19 protein-coding genes and 4 tRNA genes are annotated in these 16,710 nt (G+C 68.4%); 11 read left to right on the top strand and 12 right to left on the bottom strand.

The genetic code is table 11. The features are described from left to right. Positions 1-59: 59 nt before the first annotated feature. The 7 genes from ETP66_RS11035 to pgeF all read right to left on the bottom strand — a co-directional run bounded on the left by ETP66_RS11035 (position 60) and on the right by pgeF (position 8,210). Positions 60-689, bottom strand: a complete 630-nt coding sequence (locus ETP66_RS11035) for a histidine phosphatase family protein (protein WP_130842647.1) — start codon at positions 687-689, stop codon at positions 60-62. Then, positions 686-1,687: a phosphoribosylformylglycinamidine cyclo-ligase gene (gene purM / locus ETP66_RS11030; protein WP_130842646.1), complete on the bottom strand. Its 1,002-nt coding sequence runs from the start codon at positions 1,685-1,687 to the stop codon at positions 686-688. Before purM ends, ETP66_RS11035 begins: the two co-directional genes overlap by 4 nt. Positions 1,688-1,692: 5 nt before the next feature. Further along, complete coding sequence (gene gatB / locus ETP66_RS11025) at positions 1,693-3,102, bottom strand: Asp-tRNA(Asn)/Glu-tRNA(Gln) amidotransferase subunit GatB (protein ID WP_130842645.1); 1,410 nt, start codon at positions 3,100-3,102, stop codon at positions 1,693-1,695. 102 nt (positions 3,103-3,204) lie between these two features. Then, positions 3,205-4,290: a type IV pilus twitching motility protein PilT gene (locus ETP66_RS11020; protein ID WP_130842644.1), complete on the bottom strand. Its 1,086-nt coding sequence runs from the start codon at positions 4,288-4,290 to the stop codon at positions 3,205-3,207. Positions 4,291-4,301: 11 nt separating this feature from the next. After that, positions 4,302-6,971, bottom strand: a complete 2,670-nt coding sequence (gene pilB / locus ETP66_RS11015; RefSeq protein ID WP_130842643.1) for a type IV pilus assembly ATPase PilB — start codon at positions 6,969-6,971, stop codon at positions 4,302-4,304. Continuing rightward, positions 6,968-7,450 (bottom strand): YqeG family HAD IIIA-type phosphatase, encoded by a 483-nt coding sequence (locus tag ETP66_RS11010; protein WP_130842642.1) that lies wholly within the window; start codon positions 7,448-7,450, stop codon positions 6,968-6,970. Before ETP66_RS11010 ends, pilB begins: the two co-directional genes overlap by 4 nt. Positions 7,451-7,484: 34 nt before the next feature. Next, positions 7,485-8,210 carry a peptidoglycan editing factor PgeF gene (gene pgeF, locus ETP66_RS11005; RefSeq protein WP_130842641.1) on the bottom strand — a complete coding sequence of 242 codons (726 nt, stop codon included), beginning with the start codon at positions 8,208-8,210 and terminating at the stop codon, positions 7,485-7,487. A gap of 78 nt (positions 8,211-8,288) precedes the next feature. Here pgeF and ETP66_RS11000 point away from each other — a divergent pair, with 78 nt between their 5' ends. Continuing rightward, entirely contained in the window at positions 8,289-8,693 is a 405-nt protein-coding gene (locus ETP66_RS11000; RefSeq protein WP_130842640.1) for a DUF4395 family protein, read from the top strand. On the opposite strand, the gene ribH is transcribed toward ETP66_RS11000, so the two are convergent. Next, positions 8,680-9,153 carry a 6,7-dimethyl-8-ribityllumazine synthase gene (ribH, locus tag ETP66_RS10995; protein ID WP_130842639.1) on the bottom strand — a complete coding sequence of 158 codons (474 nt, stop codon included), beginning with the start codon at positions 9,151-9,153 and terminating at the stop codon, positions 8,680-8,682. The genes ETP66_RS11000 and ribH overlap by 14 nt on opposite strands. 20 nt (positions 9,154-9,173) lie before the next feature. Between ribH and crcB the strand changes: the two genes are divergently transcribed. From crcB to ETP66_RS10970, 5 genes are all read left to right on the top strand, one after another. After that, positions 9,174-9,551, top strand: a complete 378-nt coding sequence (gene crcB / locus ETP66_RS10990; protein ID WP_130842638.1) for a fluoride efflux transporter CrcB — start codon at positions 9,174-9,176, stop codon at positions 9,549-9,551. Positions 9,552-9,555: 4 nt separating this feature from the next. Further along, on the top strand, positions 9,556-9,885 hold the full coding sequence (locus tag ETP66_RS10985) for a DUF190 domain-containing protein (protein WP_130842637.1): 330 nt from the start codon (positions 9,556-9,558) through the stop codon (positions 9,883-9,885). Between the two features lie 85 nt (positions 9,886-9,970). Next, positions 9,971-11,002: an NAD(P)-dependent alcohol dehydrogenase gene (locus ETP66_RS10980; protein ID WP_130842636.1), complete on the top strand. Its 1,032-nt coding sequence runs from the start codon at positions 9,971-9,973 to the stop codon at positions 11,000-11,002. A 39-nt stretch (positions 11,003-11,041) separates the two neighbouring features. Beyond that, entirely contained in the window at positions 11,042-11,644 is a 603-nt protein-coding gene (locus ETP66_RS10975) for a sulfite oxidase-like oxidoreductase (protein ID WP_130842635.1), read from the top strand. 25 nt (positions 11,645-11,669) lie between these two features. After that, positions 11,670-11,939: a hypothetical protein gene (locus ETP66_RS10970; RefSeq protein WP_130842634.1), complete on the top strand. Its 270-nt coding sequence runs from the start codon at positions 11,670-11,672 to the stop codon at positions 11,937-11,939. On the opposite strand, the gene ETP66_RS10965 is transcribed toward ETP66_RS10970, so the two are convergent. The 3 genes from ETP66_RS10965 to ETP66_RS10955 are packed head-to-tail and all read right to left on the bottom strand — an operon-like array spanning position 11,915 to position 13,922. After that, positions 11,915-12,718 (bottom strand): histidinol-phosphatase HisJ family protein, encoded by an 804-nt coding sequence (locus ETP66_RS10965; RefSeq protein ID WP_130842633.1) that lies wholly within the window; start codon positions 12,716-12,718, stop codon positions 11,915-11,917. The two genes, ETP66_RS10970 and ETP66_RS10965, sit on opposite strands and share 25 nt — an antisense overlap. Positions 12,719-12,722: 4 nt before the next feature. Beyond that, entirely contained in the window at positions 12,723-13,304 is a 582-nt protein-coding gene (locus ETP66_RS10960) for a hypothetical protein (RefSeq protein ID WP_130842632.1), read from the bottom strand. A 27-nt stretch (positions 13,305-13,331) separates the two neighbouring features. Then, positions 13,332-13,922, bottom strand: a complete 591-nt coding sequence (locus ETP66_RS10955; RefSeq protein ID WP_130842631.1) for a nicotinamidase — start codon at positions 13,920-13,922, stop codon at positions 13,332-13,334. Positions 13,923-13,976: 54 nt separating this feature from the next. On the opposite strand from ETP66_RS10955, the gene metF reads away from it, so the two are divergent. Next, on the top strand, positions 13,977-14,891 hold the full coding sequence (gene metF / locus ETP66_RS10950; RefSeq protein WP_130842630.1) for a methylenetetrahydrofolate reductase [NAD(P)H]: 915 nt from the start codon (positions 13,977-13,979) through the stop codon (positions 14,889-14,891). A 10-nt stretch (positions 14,892-14,901) separates the two neighbouring features. Here metF and ETP66_RS10945 read toward each other — a convergent pair whose 3' ends face one another. Beyond that, complete coding sequence (locus tag ETP66_RS10945; RefSeq protein ID WP_130842629.1) at positions 14,902-16,197, bottom strand: MBL fold metallo-hydrolase; 1,296 nt, start codon at positions 16,195-16,197, stop codon at positions 14,902-14,904. 70 nt (positions 16,198-16,267) lie between these two features. Between ETP66_RS10945 and ETP66_RS10940 the strand changes: the two genes are divergently transcribed. From ETP66_RS10940 to ETP66_RS10925, 4 genes are all read left to right on the top strand, one after another. After that, positions 16,268-16,343: transfer RNA gene (locus ETP66_RS10940), tRNA-Thr, on the top strand. Between the two features lie 11 nt (positions 16,344-16,354). Continuing rightward, a tRNA-Tyr gene (locus tag ETP66_RS10935) sits at positions 16,355-16,440 on the top strand. A 25-nt stretch (positions 16,441-16,465) separates the two neighbouring features. After that, positions 16,466-16,541, top strand: a tRNA-Gly gene (locus ETP66_RS10930). 3 nt (positions 16,542-16,544) lie between these two features. Next, positions 16,545-16,620, top strand: a tRNA-Thr gene (locus tag ETP66_RS10925). Positions 16,621-16,710: the final 90 nt, after the last annotated feature.

Here is a 16,710-nt window from a genome sequence, read left to right as displayed (position 1 = left end):
TTCAAGTCCCGTCTCCCGCTCCACCCCTAAACCCCCCGGGTTGGAAAACCCGGGGGTTTTCACTTTAGGCTCTCGTCGGAAAGCCAGTCGGCCCAGGTCTCCAGGTGGGCGGTGTCCGCTACGCCCAGCACCTCCTGCTCGGGCAGGAGGAGGCGGGTGATGGAGGTGTTGGGGATGCGGAAGCGCCTCCAGGTGGTCCCCTCCAGTTCCAGGGCCATCTTGAGGGCGGCCCGCACGATGCCCCCGTGGGTCACGAGAAGGTGGCGGCCTGGAGGGAGCTCTTCCAAAAAGGCCGCCAGGCGGCGGGCCAGATCGGCCATGCTCTCCCCCCCAGGGCGCGGGGTGTGCCACGGGTCCCGGAGGGCTTCCTGGACGAAACCGGGGTAGCGGGCCTCGGCCTCCTCGCGGTCCAGTCCCGCCAGGTGGCCCACGTCGATTTCCCGCAGGAGAGGGGTGGTCCTGAGGGGCAGCCCCAGCACCGAGACCAGGGGCTCGGCGGTCTCCCGGGCCCGGCGCAGGTCGGAGGAGAAGAGGCCGTCAAAGGGGAGCTGGCTGCGGGCGAGCCTCTGGGCCAGGCGGAAGGCCTGGCCGATCCCCACCGGGGAGAGGGGGACGTCCAGGTGGCCCTGGAACCGCTTCTGGGCGTTCCACTCGGTTTCGCCGTGCCGTATGAGCCAGATTTCCTTCATAGGAGAAGGACCCCGGGGCCCCGAACGACCCGCCCCACCACGAAGCCCTCCACCAGGGCTAAGGCCCTCTGCGCTTCCTCTTCGGGCAGGATGAGGACGAGCCCGAGGCCCATGTTGAAGACCCGGTACATCTCCTCCTCGGGGATTTTCCCCAAACGCTGAAGATAGGGGAAAACGGGAGGCATGGGCCAGCTCCCCTTTCGCACCTCGGCCCCCAGACCCTCGGGGAGGGCCCGGGGGAGGTTTTCCGGGAGGCCCCCCCCGGTGATGTGGGCGATGGCGTGGAGCTCCACCCCGGCTTCCTTGAGGCGCAAAAACTCCCTGAGGTAGGCCCGGTGGGGGCGGAGGAGGGCTTCTTTTAGGCTTTCCCCAAGCTCGGGGACGGGGGCGTTCAGGTCCTGCCCCGCCACCACTTTCCGGATCAGGGAGTAGCCGTTGGTGTGGGGGCCGGAGGAGGGGAGGCCCAGGAGGACGTCCCCCTCCCGCACCCGTTCGGGGCCCAGGATCTCCTCCCGCTCCACCACCCCCACCAGGGTGCCCGCCACGTCCCAGGCCCCCTCCCGGTACACCCCGGGCATCTCCGCGGTCTCCCCCCCCAGGAGAGGGATGCCGTGGGCGCGGCAGGCCTCCGCCAAGGAGCCCAGCAGGGCGGCGAGCACGCCTTCTTCCAGGCGGCTGGCCGCCAGGTAGTCCATGAAGAAGAGGGGGGTGGCCCCCTGGCACAGGAGGTCGTTCACCGAGTGGTTCACCAGGTCGAAGCCCAGGCCGGAAACGTCCCCCGCCTCGAGGGCCAAAAGGGTTTTGGTGCCCACCCCGTCGGTGGTGGCCACCAGGACGGGATGGCGCATCCCCTTGAGGGCGTGAGCGTCAAAAAGACCCCCGAAGGCCCCAAGCCCTCGAAGGACCTCTTTCGTATAGGTGGCGGCGATGGCCTCCTTGGCCCGCCTCAGGGCCTCGGCCTTGGCCTCGATGTGGACCCCGGCCTCCTCGTAGCGCATCGGCCCTATCCTACCCCAAGGGCTTCCAGGAGGAGCCTTCGCACCAGGTCGGGGCGGGCCTGGCCCTGGGTCTTGCGCATCACCTGGCCCAGGAGGGCGTCCAGGGCCTTGAGCTTCCCCTGGCGCACGCTCCTCGCCGCCTCCGGCATGGCCTGGATGACCTCGGCCACCACCGCCCTTAGCGCGGTCTCGTCTGCCACCGCCCCAAGCCCTCGTTCCCGCACCAGGGCCTCGGGGTCAGCCCCCTCCAGGAGCTCGGGGAGCAGGCCCTTGGCCACCCGGCTGGTGATCTCCCCCCGCTCAAAGAGGGTCACCAGCCGGGCCAGGGCCTCGGGGGTGAGGCGGGTTGCCTCCAGGGCCACTCCCCGCTCGTTCAGGAGCCCGGCCACGTCCGCCAGGAGCCAGTTGGCCAGGGCCTGGGGGGAGGCTTGGCCGAGGGCGAGGGCCCGGTCCAGGAAGCGGGCCAGGGCCGGGGTGTAGGCCAGGACCTCGGCGTCTTGGGCTTTGATCCCCAGGGCCAGGTAGCGCCGTTCCTTTTCCCAGGGGAGTTCGGGGAGGTCTTGCCGGATGGTCTCGAGCCACTCCCGGGAAATGGGCACCGGGGGGAGGTCGGGTTCGGGGAAGTAGCGGTAGTCGGCCTCCTCCTCCTTGGTGCGCAGGGGATAGGTCTTGCCGCTTCCCTCCTCGAAGCCCATGGTGGCGGGCTTGACCCGCTCCCCGCGGCGGAGGATTTCCGTCTGGCGGCGGATCTCGTACTCCAGGGCCCGTTGCACGCCCTTGAAGGAGTTCAGGTTTTTGATCTCCACCTTGGTGCCCAGGGGCTCCCCCGCGCGGCGCACGGAAACGTTCACGTCGGCCCGCATCTTCCCCTCCTCGGGGCTGGCCTCGGAGATCCCCAGGGTCTGGACCAGGGCCTGGATGCGCTGCAGGAAAAGCCGGGCCTCCTCGGGGCTCCTGAGGTCGGGCTCGGTCACGAGCTCGATGAGGGGGCTTCCCGCCCGGTTCAGGTCCAAGAGGGTGCGGTCCTCCAGGTGGAGGCTCTTGCCGGCGTCTTCCTCCAGGTGCAGGCGCCGGATGCGCACGCTCCTCTCCCCCAGGGGCAGGGTACCCCCTTGGCCCAGGGGCAGGTCGTACTGGCTGATCTGGTAGTTCTTGGGCAGGTCGGGGTAGAAGTAGTTCTTGCGGTGGAAGAGGAGCCTATCCGGTACCTGGCTGCCCAGGGCCAGGGCCAGCCGCAGGCCGAACTCCACCGCCTTCCGGTTGGGCACGGGGAGGGCCCCGGGTAGCCCCAGGCAGACAGGGCAGGTATGGGTGTTGGGCTCCGCCCCGAAGTAGTCCGCCAGGCAGCCGCAAAAGGCCTTGGTCCGTGTCTTCAGGTGCAGGTGGACCTCGAGGCCGATGACGGCTTCGTACATGACCTCCAGTCTACCAGGAAGGGGCTTTTCCCTCGCCCGCTACCCTCGACATAAGGGCCGGCCGCCGGGGTTTGCCTTTCACCCTGGCCTCAGACAGGGGTTTTAGCGCTTGGCCCCCTCCTCCACCCCCGCCAGACGCATGAACTCCTTGGGGTCCACCGCCCGCGAGAGGCCCAGCTCGTAGGTGATGAGCTTGCGCCGGTAGAGATCCGCCAGGCAGGCATCCATGGTGATCATCCCGTACTGGCCCCCGGTCTGGATGACGCTCCGGAGCTGGTGGCTTTTGCCCTCCCGGATCAAAGCCCTTACCGCAGGGGTGGCGATCATGAGCTCGTAAGCCAGGACCCGACCGCCCCCGAAGGCCTTGGGCAGGAGCTGCTGGGTGAGGACGGCCACCAGGTTGTTGGAGAGCTGCACCCGCACCTGCTCCTGCTGGTTTTCCGGGAAGACGTCGATGATGCGGTCGACCGTCTCGGGGGCGGAGTTGGTGTGCAGGGTGCCCATGACCAGGTGCCCGGTCTCGGCGGCGGTGATGGCGGCGGCGATGGTCTCGTAGTCCCGCATCTCCCCCACCAGGATCACGTCCGGGGCCTGGCGCAGGACGCTCCTCAGGGCCTTGTGGAAGCCGTGGGTGTCGGCCCCGATCTCCCGCTGGTTGATGATGGCCTTCTTGTGCCGGTGGAAGAACTCGATGGGATCCTCGATGGTCACGATGTGCACCGGCTTGCGCTCGTTGATGTAGTCGATCATGGAGGCCAAGGTGGTGCTCTTCCCGCTTCCCGTGGGCCCCGTGACCAAGACCAGGCCCCGGGGGCTCAAGGCGATCTCGGCGATCCCCTTGGGTAGGCCCAGTTCCTCGAATCCCTTGATGATCGCAGGCACCACCCGCAAAACCCCTCCCACGCTTCCCCGCTGCAGGAAGATGTTCACCCGGTAACGCCCCTTGCCTGGGAGGCTGAAGGAGAAGTCCAGCTCCTTTTCCTCCTCAAAGATGCGCTGCTGCTTCTCGTCCATGAGGGCGTACATGAGGCGGCGGGTGTCCTGGGGGGAGAGGGGCTCGTGCTCCGTGGGGTGGAACTCCCCGTCCACCTTGATCATGGGGGGAAGGCCCACAGTGATGACCAGGTCGCTGGCCCCCCGCTCCACGGCCAGGGTCAGGAGATCCACGATGTCGGGCGTTTTAGCCATACTTTCCTCCTTCACTCAATGGTACGCGCCAGCACCTCCTCTAGGGTGGTGATCCCCTGGAGGGCCTTGTAGATGCCGTCTTCCCGCAGGGTCTTCATGCCCTTCTGGCGGGCGATCTCCTTGATCTCCGTGGCCGACTTTCCCGCCACGATGGCGTGGCGGATCTCGTCGTCCACCGCCAAAAGCTCGTGGATGGCGTAGCGCCCCCGGTAGCCGGTGCCCCCGCAGCGTTCGCAGCCCATGCCTTTGTGGAGCTTGGCCCCCCCTATCTCCTCCTCGGAGAGCCCCAGGCGGCGCAGGACCTCGGGGTCGGGCTTCACCTCCACCTTGCACCGGTCGCAGATCTTCCGCACCAGCCGCTGGGAGAGAACGCCGATCAGGGCGGCCGAAATGTTGAAGAGCTCCACCCCCATCTCGTCCAGGCGGGTAATGGCCTGGGCGGCGTCGTTGGTGTGCAGGGTGGCGATGACCAGGTGCCCGGTGAGGGCGGCCTCGGTGGCGATCTTGGCGGTTTCCGAGTCGCGGATCTCCCCCACCATGATGATGTCGGGGTCCTGCCTGAGGAAGGCCCTTAGGGCCCGGGCGAAGGTGAGCCCGGCCTGGGGGTTCACCTGCGTCTGGTTGATGCCCGGGATCTCGTACTCCACGGGGTCCTCGATGGTCTGGGTGTTCTTGTCGGGGGTGGCGATGCGCTTGAGGATGGAGAAGGTGGTGAAGCTTTTCCCCGACCCGGTGGGCCCGGTGATGAGGAAGATGCCGTAGGGCTTGTGGATGACCTCCTGAAAGCGCTCAAAGACCCCCGGGGCGAAGCCCAGGCCCTCGATCTCCGGGATGTCCGCGGCCTTTTTCAGGAGGCGCATCACCGCCTTCTCCCCGTAGACCGTGGGCAGGGTGGAAAGGCGCAGGTCTAGATCGATGGCCCCTTCCCGGTAGCGCACCCGGCCGTCCTGGGGGAGACGTTTTTCCGCGATGTTGAGCCCGCCCATGATCTTGATAACGCTGATCACCGGGGCCAGGGCGCCCTTGGGCAGGGTGGTGTACTGGCGCAGGTTCCCGTCGATGCGCAGGCGCACCAGGACGTCGGACTGGCGGGGCTCCACGTGGATGTCGGAGGCGTCCTGAAGATAGGCCTCCCGGATCACCTGCTTCACGAACTTCTGGGCGGCGCTCTCGTCCAGCTCGGTGATGACAGCCTCTTCCTCCTGGTAGCCCCGGGAGAGCTCCTTGGCCAGCTCTCCCAGTTCCTCCTTGCCGTAGAAGCGCTCGATGAGCTTGGTGATGGCGGCTTCTGTAGCCACCGCCGGGACCACCTCGTAGGCCAAGCCCCTCCGTTTCAGGGCGAGGCGCACGTCGTCCAGGGCCAGGATGTTCCGGGGATCCTTCATGAGGAGGACCAGGGTCTTGCCGTTTTCCAGATGGTGGGGAAAGATCCCGTAGCGCCGGGCCAGGTCCTCGGGGATGAGGAGGGCGGCCCCCGGGTCAGGAGGGTTCTCCTCGGGATGGATGTAGGGGTAGCCCAGCTGGGCGGCCACCGCCTGGGCTAAGGCTTCGGGCTTGAGCTTGCCCGAGGCCACCAGGGTGTCCTCCAGGCGCCCTCCCCCCTGGCGCTGTCGCTTCAGGGCCTCCTCCACATCCTCAGGCCGGGCCAGGCCCAGCTCCACCAGGATCTCCCCCAGGGGCTTGGCCTTGGGCAGGCGCTTTTGCACCTCCAAAGCCTCCCGTAGCCCCTCGCGGCTCAGGCGGCCCTCTTGGACCAGGACCTCCCCCAGGCGGCCCTTCTCCGGATAGGCCCGATGGAAGAGGGCCTCCCAGGCCTTGGGGAGGGTGAGGGAAAAGTGGGCCGGCCGCCCCAGAAGCTCTTCCACCGCCTCCAGGTGCCGGGGGTCGGCCAGGACCACCTCCACCCGTCCTTCGCGGAAGGTCAGGGGCACCGCGCTGTACCGCAGGGCGTCGGAGCGGAGGAGGAGGGCGGTGGCCGCGGGATCGGGTTCCAGGCCCTCGGTGGAGGGGAGAAACTCCAGGCCCTTTTGCTCGGCCATGGCCCGGTAGAGGTCCTCCTCGGAGAGCCCCTTGCGCACCAGGATCCGCCCCAGGAGGTCCCCGGTCTTCTCCTGCTCCACCAAGGCTTCCTCCAGGGCTTCCCGGCTTGTGAGGCCCTTGCGCACCAGGATTTCCCCCAGCTTAAGTTCTCCCTGGTGAGGCCCCACGGGGGGTGGCGGCAGAGGAAGGCCCAGTTCCGGGTAGTTCTTGGCCAAGGCGTACTGGAAGGCGCTTTTGGTGGCCTGGTAGGGCTCCACCACCAGGCCGGTGAGGTCTTCCACCTCCTCCAGGGCCAGGGTGTCCAAGGGGTTGACGAAGGCCACCCGCACCACCCCCGCCTCCTCGTCCAGGGCGAAGGGAATGGCCTGGAGCTCCTTGGCCTTCTCCGCAGGGATGAGGGCCTTGACCTTGGGAGGGATCTCCAGGGTGTGGAGCTCCACCAGGGGGATGCCGAAGTGATCCTCGATGGCTTGGGCGATGCGCCTCTCGGAGAGAAAGCCCGACTCCACGATGACCTCCGCCAGGCTTCCCCCTACCTCCCTGTGTTTTTCCAGGGCCATCTGTAGCTCCTCGTCCGTGAGGAGCCCGGCGTCCAGCAGAATAGCGCCGAGCCGCTTGTCGCCGATGGTGAGCACGCTCATAAGGGTCCCCCCCAGGGTCTCCTAAAAGGAGTCTCCAGCAACCGTATGAAACGCGTGTAAAAGAATTCCCTCTCCCTTAGGGGCGGCACCAGTACGGTGTAGGCTCCCACCAGGTTGCCCCCCAGCACGTCGGTGAAGACCTGGTCCCCCACCACCGCCACCTGCCGCGGGGGGAGGCCCAGGGCCTTCAAAGCCCTCCGGAAGCCCAGCCAGGGCTTGAGGGCCGGGGCGTGGCCGGGGAGACCCAGGGCCCCTTGCACCCGGGCGAAGCGTTCGGGCAGGGCGTTGGAGAGGAGGTAAACGGGCACCTCGGTCCTGAGCCTTTCCAGCCAGTCCCGGTAGGCGGAGGGGATTTCCTCCTCCCCGTAGGGCAGAAGGGTGTTGTCCAGGTCCAGGATAACGCCCTTAAGGCCTCGCGCCCCCAACCACGCCGGGGTGAGGTGGAGGAGGGAGGGGAGGACTGCCCTGGGAAAGAACATGCCTCCATTGTGCCACGAGGGGGTAAGGGTTCTCCTAGCGGGGAAGGAGAACGAGCCCCCACATCCGCCCCGTTCGCCCCCGGTCCCGGCGGTGGGAGAAGAGGGTGGGTTCGCAGTGGGTGCAGAGGCCCATCCGGTGGATGCGTTCCTCTCTCAGCCCTGCCCGCCGGGCCTGGAGGAGGAGGGCCCCTTCCAGGTCCAGGAGGTACTTGCCAGGGGCTTTGGGGTCCGGGGTGAAGGTGGGAAGGCCGGCCTCCCCGAAGGCCGCCGCCACCTCCTCCCCCACCTGGTAGCACCCTCCGCCGATGCCGGGGCCCACGGCCAGGTGGGCCTCGGCGGGATCCAGGCCCAGATCCCCTAGGAGGGCCAGGGCTTTGGGCAGGATGCCCCCCACCACCCCCCGCCAGCCCGCGTGCAGGGCGGCCACAGCTCCTTGGGGGTGGTAGAGGAGGAGGGGGTAGCAGTCCGCCACCCCCACCCGGAGGAGGAGGCCGGGGGTTTGGGTGAAGAGCCCGTCCCCCTCCCAGACCCCGGGGCCTTCCACCCGGTGGACCTCGCTTCCGTGCACCTGCTTGAGGGCGGCCACGGGGGGATGGCCGAAGGCGGCCAGCACCCTCTTCTGGTTCTCCTCCACCCGCCCGGGGTCGTCCCCGGTGGCGGCGGAGAGGTTGAGGCTATAAAAGGGGCCTTCCGAGACCCCGCCCAGGCGGGTGGTGAAGCCGTGAGGGACGGGCAGAGGGGTGGTGAGGAGGAGGACCATGCCCCCATTTTGCCCCCGGGATGGGGAGAGGGTGCACTCTACCCCTAATCTTCACAGGCTCAGGTGTATACTGGCCCCATGGTGACGGACCGGAACCAGCTCCGCTTCAACCAGGCCCTCCTCACCCTCCTCCTGCCCCTGGCCGCCCTCTGGGACCTTCCCCTTCTCGTCTACCTCCTCTTTCTCCTCCTGGCCAGCCAGCACACCCCCTGGGACCTGATGGTGGCCCTGAAGCGCCTGCTGCGGGTGCCTCACCGCCTGGTGGAGGAGGACCCCAGGCCCCACCGCTTCGCCCGCACTCTGGGGGCGGTGTTTTTGGGGCTGGCCTCCCTCTTCCTCCTTCTCGGGCTCAAGGGGGTGGGCTACGCCCTGGCCCTGCTGGTGGCCCTCCTGGCCTTCCTCAACCTGGCCTTCGGTTTCTGCCTGGGGTGCTTCCTCTACCTGCACCTGCGCTACGCCCGGACGCTTTTCACCGGGAAATAGCCTCCAGAAGCCGCACCATCTCGATGGCGGTGAAGACCGCCTCGGCTCCCTTGTTGCCCGCCTTGCCCCCGGCCCTCTCCTGGGCCTCTTCCGGGGTGTTGGTGGTGAGGACGCCGAAGACGATGGGCTTTTCCGTTTGGAGCATGGCCTGCATGAGGCCGCTGGCCGCCTGGGCGGCCACGTACTCGAAGTGGGGGGTCTCCCCCCGCACCACGGCCCCCAGGGCCACCACCGCATCCACGTCGGGGCGCTGGGCCAGGCGCTTGGCGACGAGGGGGAGCTCGAAGGAGCCCGGCACCCAGGCCACCAGGACCTCGGCAGGGTCCCCCCCCAGGCGGGCGTAGGCCTCCAGGGCCCCTTCCAAAAGCATCTTGGTTACCCGCTCGTTGAAGCGGCCCACGGCGATGGCGAGCCGCACCCCCCTGGCGGTGAGGATGGGGGAGAGGGTCTTGGGCTTCATGGCCCCACTATACTTTGGGGGTGGAACGGTACCTCCTGGTGGCCTTGGGCGGGGCCTTGGGCTCCCTTTTGCGCTACGGCCTCGGGGCCTGGGTCCAGGGCCTCGCCGGTCCCGGGTTTCCCTACAGCACCCTCTTCGTCAACGCCCTGGGGAGCTTCCTCCTGGGCCTGGTGGTGGGGCTTTCCCTGGGGGGGGCCCTTTCCGGGGAGGCGCGGCTCTTCCTGGCCATGGGGGTTCTGGGGGGGTTCACCACCTTCTCCACCTTCAGCTACGAGACTGTCCTCCTCCTCCAGGACGGGGAGTGGTCCAAGGCCCTGCTTTACGTCCTCTTGAGCGTGCTTTTGGGCCTTTTCCTGGCCTTTTGGGGTTACCGCCTGGGCGGGGCCCTGGTAGGCTAGGGGCATGAGGCTGGAAGGGGAGGCCAGGCTCCTGCGGATCTTCATCGGGGAGTCGGACCGCTTCCAGGGGCGGCCCCTCTACGAGGCCATCGTCCTCGAGGCCCGGCGGCGGGGCCTGGCGGGGGCCACGGTCTTCAGGGGTTTCATGGGCTTCGGCGCCCACTCCCAGGTGCACACCGCCAAGATCCTCCAGCTCTCCCAGGACCTGCCGGTGATGATCGAGATCGTGGACGAGGAGGCCAAGATCCGGGCCTTCCTGCCCGTCCTGGACGGGATGGTGCGGGAAGGCCTGGTCACCTTGGAGAGGGTGGAGGTGATCCGCTACCGGGGCTGAGGGGACACCTGCCCTGCCCCCCTTGGGCTACCCTGAGGTTGGTCCCGAGGCGCATGGCTTTCCCTTAGGACCGGAAAGGAGCGGTATGCGGGCGGCACGGCTCCACGAGTACGGTAAGCCCCTGGTGGTGGAGGAGGTGCCGGAGCCTGAGCTCGGTTTCGGCGAGGTCTTGGTGCGGGTGGAGGGGGCGGGCTTCTGCCACAGCGATCTCCACGTGATGGACGGGGAGATCCCCATCTTGCCCGTCCTCCCCCATACCCTGGGCCACGAGAACGCGGGCACGGTGGTCCGGGTGGGCCCCGGGGTGGAGGGGGTGAAGGAAGGGGACAAGGTGGTGGTCTACGGGGGCTGGGGCTGCGGCCGCTGCCGCTACTGCCTCCAGGGCCTGGAGCAGCTCTGCCTGGCCCCCCAGTGGGTGGGGCTTTCCCGCCACCCCGGGGGGTACGCGGAGTACCTCAAGGTGCCCCACGCCCGCTACCTGGTGCCCCTAAACCGCCTGGACCCCAAGGAGGCCGCCCCCCTGGCCGACGCCGCCCTCACCCCCTACCGGGCGGTCAAGAAAGCCCTACCCTACCTGAGCCCCGATGGGTACGCCTTGGTCATCGGGGTGGGTGGGCTCGGGCAGTACGGGGTCAAGCTCCTGAGGCTCCTCTTCGGTGGGGGGATCATCGCCTTGGACATCAACCCCGACCGCCTGGAGCGGGCTAAGGCCTACGGGGCTGACTTCGCCCTCAACCCCAAGGAGGGGGGGGACCCGGCGGGACGCATCCTGGACCTCACCGGGGGAATGGGGGTGGTGGCGGCCTTCGACTTCGTGGGCAGCGAGGAGACCCTAACCCTGGCCGTGGGGGTCACGGCCACGGGGGGCAAGGTGACCCAGCTGGGCCTGGCCGGAGGCGCCGCCCGGCTCAAGGTGCTGGAGAACAGCCGCTTCGAGGTCCTCTTCGAGGCCACCCTCTGGGGGACGGTGCAGGAGCTGAGGGAGGTGGTGGCCCTGGCAGAGGCGGGGCGCCTCACCCCCATCGAGCTGGAGTACCATCCCCTGGAGGCCATCAACGAGGTGGCGGCCAGGCTTCGCCGGGGAGAGGTGGGGGGCCGGGCGGTGATCGTGCCCTAGGCCCCTCCCCCCCGGGGCTTCCCGGGCTACCCTGGGAGCATGGCCCAGGTACCCCCAGGGCAGATCGTCACCGAGCGCTTCCCCATCCTCACCTACGGAGAGGAACCCCGGATCCCCAAGGAGGCGTGGCGCTTCGAGCTCTTCGGCCTGGTGGAGGCGCCCTTCACCCTCACCTACGCCGACCTCCTGGCCCTGCCCCAGGTGGAGCTCACCCGGGACTTCCACTGCGTGACCCGCTGGAGCCGCCTGGACGTGGTCTGGCGAGGGGTTAGGGTAAGGGACCTTCTGGAGCGGGCCCAGCCCAGGCCGGAGGCGGTGGCCGCTCTGGCCTACTGCTACGGGGGCTACACCACCAACCTCCTCCTGGAGGACCTCCTCCGGGAGGACGTCCTCCTGGCCCACACCCTCTTCGGCAAGCCCCTGCCCCCGGAGCGGGGCGGTCCGGTGCGCCTCCTGGTGCCCCACCTTTACGCCTGGAAAAGCGCCAAATGGGTGCGGGGCATAGAGCTTTTGGATCGCCTGGAGCTGGGCTTTTGGGAGAAGCTGGGCTACCACTGGCGGGGGGATCCCTGGCGGGAGGAGCGCTTCCAGGAAGGGCCCGTCCCCGCGGCCAGCCTCAGGTTCCGCAGTAAAAAAACCTGATACAATCAAGCTAGGGGGTGGGAGCGTGACCCCTTTGGAACGGGCCTATCTCGAGGTGGACGAAGCCCTAAGGCGCTACCGCGAGTGCGTGGGGCAAGAGGAGGTGGCCTACGGCCCCGAGTACGAGCGGGTGACCTTCATGGAGTACGAGGCCCCGGCCCCAGACCCCTGCGCCGAGGTCTTTTATCGGCTTTTGGCTGCCGTTCGCGCCTACGAGGCTGCTGGAGGCTTCCGCGGGGATCTGGACCTGGGAGCGGAGAGGGCACAAGTCTACAGGGCCCTGGACAGGGGGTAGGCCACGGGCCGCCCCTCTCGAAAGTAGAGGGCCTCCCGGTACCCCAGGCCGAGGAGGAGGTCCGCGGCCTCGGCGAAGGCGTGGCCTACCTCTTGGGGCCGGTGGGCGTCGGAGCCCAGCACCACCCCAATCCCGAGCTCCCGGGCGCGGCGGAGGAGGGCGGGGCCGGGGTAGACCTCCCCCGCGGGGTTCCGGAGCCCGGCGGTGTTCACGTCCAGGAGAAGCCCTTCCTCGGCGATGGCCCTCAGGGCGGGCTCGGCCAGCTCTACAAGGGCCTCTTCCGGCAGGTGGTGGCCGAACTTCTTGGGTAGGTCCAGGTGGCCGATGGCGTGGAAGAGGCCGCTCCTCGCCGCCCGCGCCACCTCCTGGAAGTAGGCCCGGTAGACCTCCTTGAGGTCCCGCCAGGCGTACTCCTCCCGGTGGTCGGGGTGGTCCAGGGGCCAGGCCCCCAGGTAGTGGACGCTGCCGATGGCGTAGTCGAAGGGGTAGCTCCTGAGGAGGGCCCGGACGAAGTCCTGGGTGCCCTCGTGGAAGTCAGCCTCGAGGCCGATGCCCACGTAGAGGTCGGGGTTTTCTTCCCGCACCCGTTCCAAGGCCAGGAGGTAGAAGGGGAGCTCGGCAAGGCGCATGCGGCTCTGGGGGTCGTACCAGGGGGGCATGGGGCCGTGGTCGGTGAAGACCAGGCCCCTAAGCCCCGCCTTCCGGGCGTGGAAGACGTACTCCCCCGGCGCACCTTCCGCGTGCCCACAGAGGGGGGTGTGGAGGTGGCTGTCCACCATGGGGCTATCCTACCCGGACCACCCGGCCCTCCCAGGCGTAGGCGACCACCGCTTTCCCCAGGGCCCGGGAGAGGTCCAGGGAGAGGAAGGGATCCTCCGCGGCCCCCCCTGCCCGCTGCACCAGGAGGGGGAGGGCCTCCGGCAGGAGGGCGGGGCGGCGCTCCAGGATGGCCTCCACCCGGAAGGCCTCCGCCCAGAGCCGCTTCAGGGCGAAGAGGGCCTCCTGGGGGGTGGCCGCCAGGAGGAAGCCCTCCTTCCCCGGAGGGCGCACGAGAAAGGGCCCCCTCCCCTTGAGGGTTTCCAGGAAGGCCTCGGCCCGTTCGGGGAGGAGGTAGCTTTCCCGGACCAGCCTCCCGGCCTCCTCCGCGGCGAGGAGGAGGCGCTCCTCGTCGATGCGCACCCCGAACACGCCCCGGAAGAGGCCCATGAGGCGCTCGGGCAGGTTGTTGAGCCGGGCGAACTCCTCCCAGAGGACTGCGGCCCAGGTCTCCACCACGGGAAACCCCCGGGCCCGGACCTCCTGGAGGAGGCCCAGCTCGCCTTCCCCCGGGGCTTGGGCCAGGGGGATCAGTCCGGGCTCCGCCATGGGATCGGCCCCACCGGGGCCGGGGGCTCAGACAAAGCGCACCCCCTCGGCCCGGGTCACCTTCCCCTGGTAGAGGAAGGCCACCTGGCGCAAGGCGGCCTGCAGGTCGAAGGGGGTGAGGGCGCTGGTGGCGTCCTCCGGCAGGACCACCCGGTACCAGCGCAGGGCAGCGGAGCCCGCGGTGTGCAGCACGCAGATGTTGGCCACGGTGCCCGTGACCACCACGTGCTTTACGCCCCATAGGTGCAGGTAGTGGTCCAGGGGCGTGCCGTAGAAGGCGTCGTAGCGCACCTTCTGGACGACGAGGTCCCCGGGCTCGGGGCGGAGCTCCTCCAGGATCTCCGCCCCCCAGGTGCCGGCCACCGCGTGTCTGGGCCAAATCTGGAACTCGGGGTCGTCCTCCCGGTGCCAGTCCTGGGTGTAGACCACCCGGGCTCCGGCCTCTCTGGCCTTCTCCAGGAGGAGCTTTATGGCGGGTACGCTCCTCGGGGCCTCGGGCACGAAGAGGGCCCCTTGGGGGTGGGCGAAGTCGTTTTGCATGTCCACCACGATCAAGGCGGTTTCCTTGGCGGGAAGCTCCAGGCCTACCACCTTGGGGATCTCCGGGACCTCTACCATACCCCCATTGTGCCACCCTTGACCGGGGGGTGGGGAGGGGCTACACTCGGACGCGTGAAAATACGGGACCTCCTCAGGGAACGTAGGGGGCCCCTCTTCTCCTTCGAGTTCTTCCCTCCCAAGACCCCGGAGGGGGAGGAGGCCCTTTTCCGCACCCTGGGGGAGCTGAAGGCCTTCCGCCCGGCCTTCGTCTCCATCACCTACGGGGCCATGGGGAGCACGCGGGAAAGGAGCGTCCTCTGGGCCAGGCGCATCCGGGACCTGGGCTTGAGGCCCCTCGCCCACCTCACCGTGGCCGGCCAGAGCCGGGAGGAGGTGGGGGAGGTCTTGGAGCGCTTTGTGGCGGCAGGGGTGGAGAACCTCCTGGCCCTCCGGGGCGACCCGCCCCCAGGGGAAAGGGTTTTCCGGCCCCATCCTGAGGGCTTCCGCTACGCCGTAGAGCTTGTGGCCCGCATCCGCGAGCGCTACGGGGAGGGGGTTTCCGTGGGCGGGGCCGCCTACCCCGAGGGGCACCCGGAAAGCCCTAGCCTCGAGGCCGACCTCCGCCACTTCCGGGCCAAGGTGGAGGCAGGGTTGGACTTCGCCATCACACAACTTTTTTTCAACAACGCCCATTACTTTGGCTTCCTGGAAAGGGCAAGGCGCATAGGCATAGGGATCCCCATCCTCCCCGGCATCATGCCCGTCACGGGCTACGCCCAGCTCCGCCGCTTCACCGAGGTCTGCGGGGCCAGCATCCCCGGGCCTCTCCTCTCCCAGCTGGAGCGCCACCAGGAGGACCCCAAGGCCACCCTGGAGATCGGGGTGGAGCACGCCGCCCGCCAGGTGGCGGAGCTCCTGGAGGCCGGGGTGGAGGGGGTGCACTTCTACACCCTCAACCGGAGCCCGGCCACCCGTATGGTCCTGGAGCGCCTGGGGTTCCGGCCCCGGGCCGAGCAGGCGGAGGGCGAGAGCCCCGGAGGGCCTTAAGACGGGGTGCTCAGACCTCCACCCCCTCTCCCAGGGTGGCCAGGCCCACCTCCTGGCCCCTTAGGGCGAGGAGCTTGCCCAGCTCCAAAAGCTTCTCTTCCTCCCCGTGGACCAAAAGCACCCGGGGCTGGCCCTCGAGCCAGTCCAAGAGCTCGTCCTGCCCTGCGTGTCCCGAGAAGCCGCCCAGGGTGTGGACGCCGGCCCGTAGGGGTACCTCTTGGCCCAGGACCCGCACCTTCTCGGGGCGGGCGATGATCTCGGCTCCCAGGCCGCCTCGAGGCTGGTACCCCACGAAGACCAAGGCGTTCTTGGGGTCGGAAAGCCCGTGCTTCAGGTGGTGCAAGATGCGCCCTCCCGCAAGCATGCCGCTCCCGGCGATGACCACCATGGGGCCAGGCTCGCGTGCCAGAGCCCTGGAGGCCTCGGCGTTTTCCACCACCTCTAGGCCTCGAGGGCGGAAGGGGTTCTTTCCCTGGAGAAAGTAAACCTGCACCTCCTCGCTCAGGTAGCGCACCAGGCTGGGGTAGAGGGAGAGCACCCGCTCGGCCATGGGCGAGTCCAGGTAGATGGGTGCCCTGGGCAGCCGATGGCCGTTTTCGTAAAGGAGGAAGAGGATTTCCTGGGTCCGTTCCAGGGCAAATGAGGGGATGAAGACCTTCCCGCCTTGGCTCAAGGTCCGGTCTAGGATATCCAAGAACTCCTCCACTGTGGCCGGGAAGCGGCGGTGGGGCCGGTCCCCGTAGGTCCCCTCGGAGAGAACCAGGTGGGCCTTGGGAGGGGGAGAGGGGTCGGGGAGGACGGTCTTCTGGCGGTTGCCCAGGTCCCCGCTGTACACAAAAGTCTTTCCCTCCCCCTGGGCCACCGCGAAGGCGCTTCCCGGAAGATGCCCCGCCTGGCCGAAGGTAAGGGTTAGGTCACCAAGCCTGAGCCACTCCCCGTACTCCAGGGGTTTCAGGTGGCGCTGGAGGATTTCCAGGTCCTTCTCCTCGAAGAAGGGCTCCTCCATGACCTTCAAGGCGTCTTCCAAGACGATGCGCATGAGGAGTAGGGTGGCCCGGGTAGCGTACACCGGACCCTGGTAGCCCTCGCGGCAGAGCTTGGGCAGGCGGCCCACGTGGTCCAGGTGGGCGTGGGTGAGGACCACGGCGTCTAAGTTCTGGGGGTCGAAGCCAAAGGGAGCGCGGTTCTTCTCCTCCTCCCGCCCCTGGAACATGCCGCAGTCCAGGAGGACCTGCCTGCCCTCGGCCAAGAGGAGGTGGCAGCTTCCGGTCACCTCCCGGCTAGCGCCAAAAGGTACGATGCGCATGCCCTTATCTTGACACTCACCCCGGGGTGTGTTAGCCTATTCCCTCGGACAGGGTCCCATCCCCGGTCCTGCCACCCTAGCTCAACCGGCAGAGCACCCGACTTGTAATCGGGGGGTTGGGGGTTCAACTCCCCTGGGTGGCTCCAAAAGAGCGCGTGGGCAGGTGCCCGAGCGGCCAAAGGGGACGGTCTGTAAAACCGTTGGCGCAAGCCTTCGCTGGTTCGAATCCAGCCCTGCCCACCAGGAGGTGTGCCGAAGCACACCGCACGCGGGAGTAGCTCAGTTGGTAGAGCATCGGCTTCCCAAGCCGAGGGTCGCGGGTTCGAGTCCCGTCTCCCGCTCCACGAGCTCGCGTAGCTCAGCAGGTAGAGCACACCCTTGGTAAGGGTGAGGTCGCCGGTTCGAGCCCGGCCGCGAGCTCCACCTTTTTGCCTGCCCTGGGCTTAAGGCCCCCAGGGCGGCTTTTGCGTGCCAGAAAAGAGGAGGAACCATGGCCAAGGGCGAGTTTGTGCG

The sequence above is a fragment of the Thermus thermamylovorans genome, assembly GCF_004307015.1.
GTDB classification, from domain to species: Bacteria; Deinococcota; Deinococci; order Deinococcales; family Thermaceae; genus Thermus; species Thermus thermamylovorans.
The sequence above is the reverse complement of the archived record's forward strand: the minus strand, read 5'-3'. Positions and strand labels throughout refer to the sequence as shown.

Coding starts and splice junctions, on each gene's coding strand:
- ETP66_RS11035 (WP_130842647.1), bottom strand. CDS start 689: ATGAAGGAAATCTGGCTCATACGGCACGGCGAAACCGAGTGGAACGCC.
- purM (WP_130842646.1), bottom strand. CDS start 1,687: ATGCGCTACGAGGAGGCCGGGGTCCACATCGAGGCCAAGGCCGAGGCC.
- gatB (WP_130842645.1), bottom strand. CDS start 3,102: ATGTACGAAGCCGTCATCGGCCTCGAGGTCCACCTGCACCTGAAGACA.
- ETP66_RS11020 (WP_130842644.1), bottom strand. CDS start 4,290: ATGGCTAAAACGCCCGACATCGTGGATCTCCTGACCCTGGCCGTGGAG.
- pilB (WP_130842643.1), bottom strand. CDS start 6,971: ATGAGCGTGCTCACCATCGGCGACAAGCGGCTCGGCGCTATTCTGCTG.
- ETP66_RS11010 (WP_130842642.1), bottom strand. CDS start 7,450: ATGTTCTTTCCCAGGGCAGTCCTCCCCTCCCTCCTCCACCTCACCCCG.
- pgeF (WP_130842641.1), bottom strand. CDS start 8,210: ATGGTCCTCCTCCTCACCACCCCTCTGCCCGTCCCTCACGGCTTCACC.
- ETP66_RS11000 (WP_130842640.1), top strand. CDS start 8,289: ATGGTGACGGACCGGAACCAGCTCCGCTTCAACCAGGCCCTCCTCACC.
- ribH (WP_130842639.1), bottom strand. CDS start 9,153: ATGAAGCCCAAGACCCTCTCCCCCATCCTCACCGCCAGGGGGGTGCGG.
- ETP66_RS10985 (WP_130842637.1), top strand. CDS start 9,556: ATGAGGCTGGAAGGGGAGGCCAGGCTCCTGCGGATCTTCATCGGGGAG.
- ETP66_RS10980 (WP_130842636.1), top strand. CDS start 9,971: ATGCGGGCGGCACGGCTCCACGAGTACGGTAAGCCCCTGGTGGTGGAG.
- ETP66_RS10975 (WP_130842635.1), top strand. CDS start 11,042: ATGGCCCAGGTACCCCCAGGGCAGATCGTCACCGAGCGCTTCCCCATC.
- ETP66_RS10965 (WP_130842633.1), bottom strand. CDS start 12,718: ATGGTGGACAGCCACCTCCACACCCCCCTCTGTGGGCACGCGGAAGGT.
- ETP66_RS10960 (WP_130842632.1), bottom strand. CDS start 13,304: ATGGCGGAGCCCGGACTGATCCCCCTGGCCCAAGCCCCGGGGGAAGGC.
- ETP66_RS10955 (WP_130842631.1), bottom strand. CDS start 13,922: ATGGTAGAGGTCCCGGAGATCCCCAAGGTGGTAGGCCTGGAGCTTCCC.
- ETP66_RS10945 (WP_130842629.1), bottom strand. CDS start 16,197: ATGCGCATCGTACCTTTTGGCGCTAGCCGGGAGGTGACCGGAAGCTGC.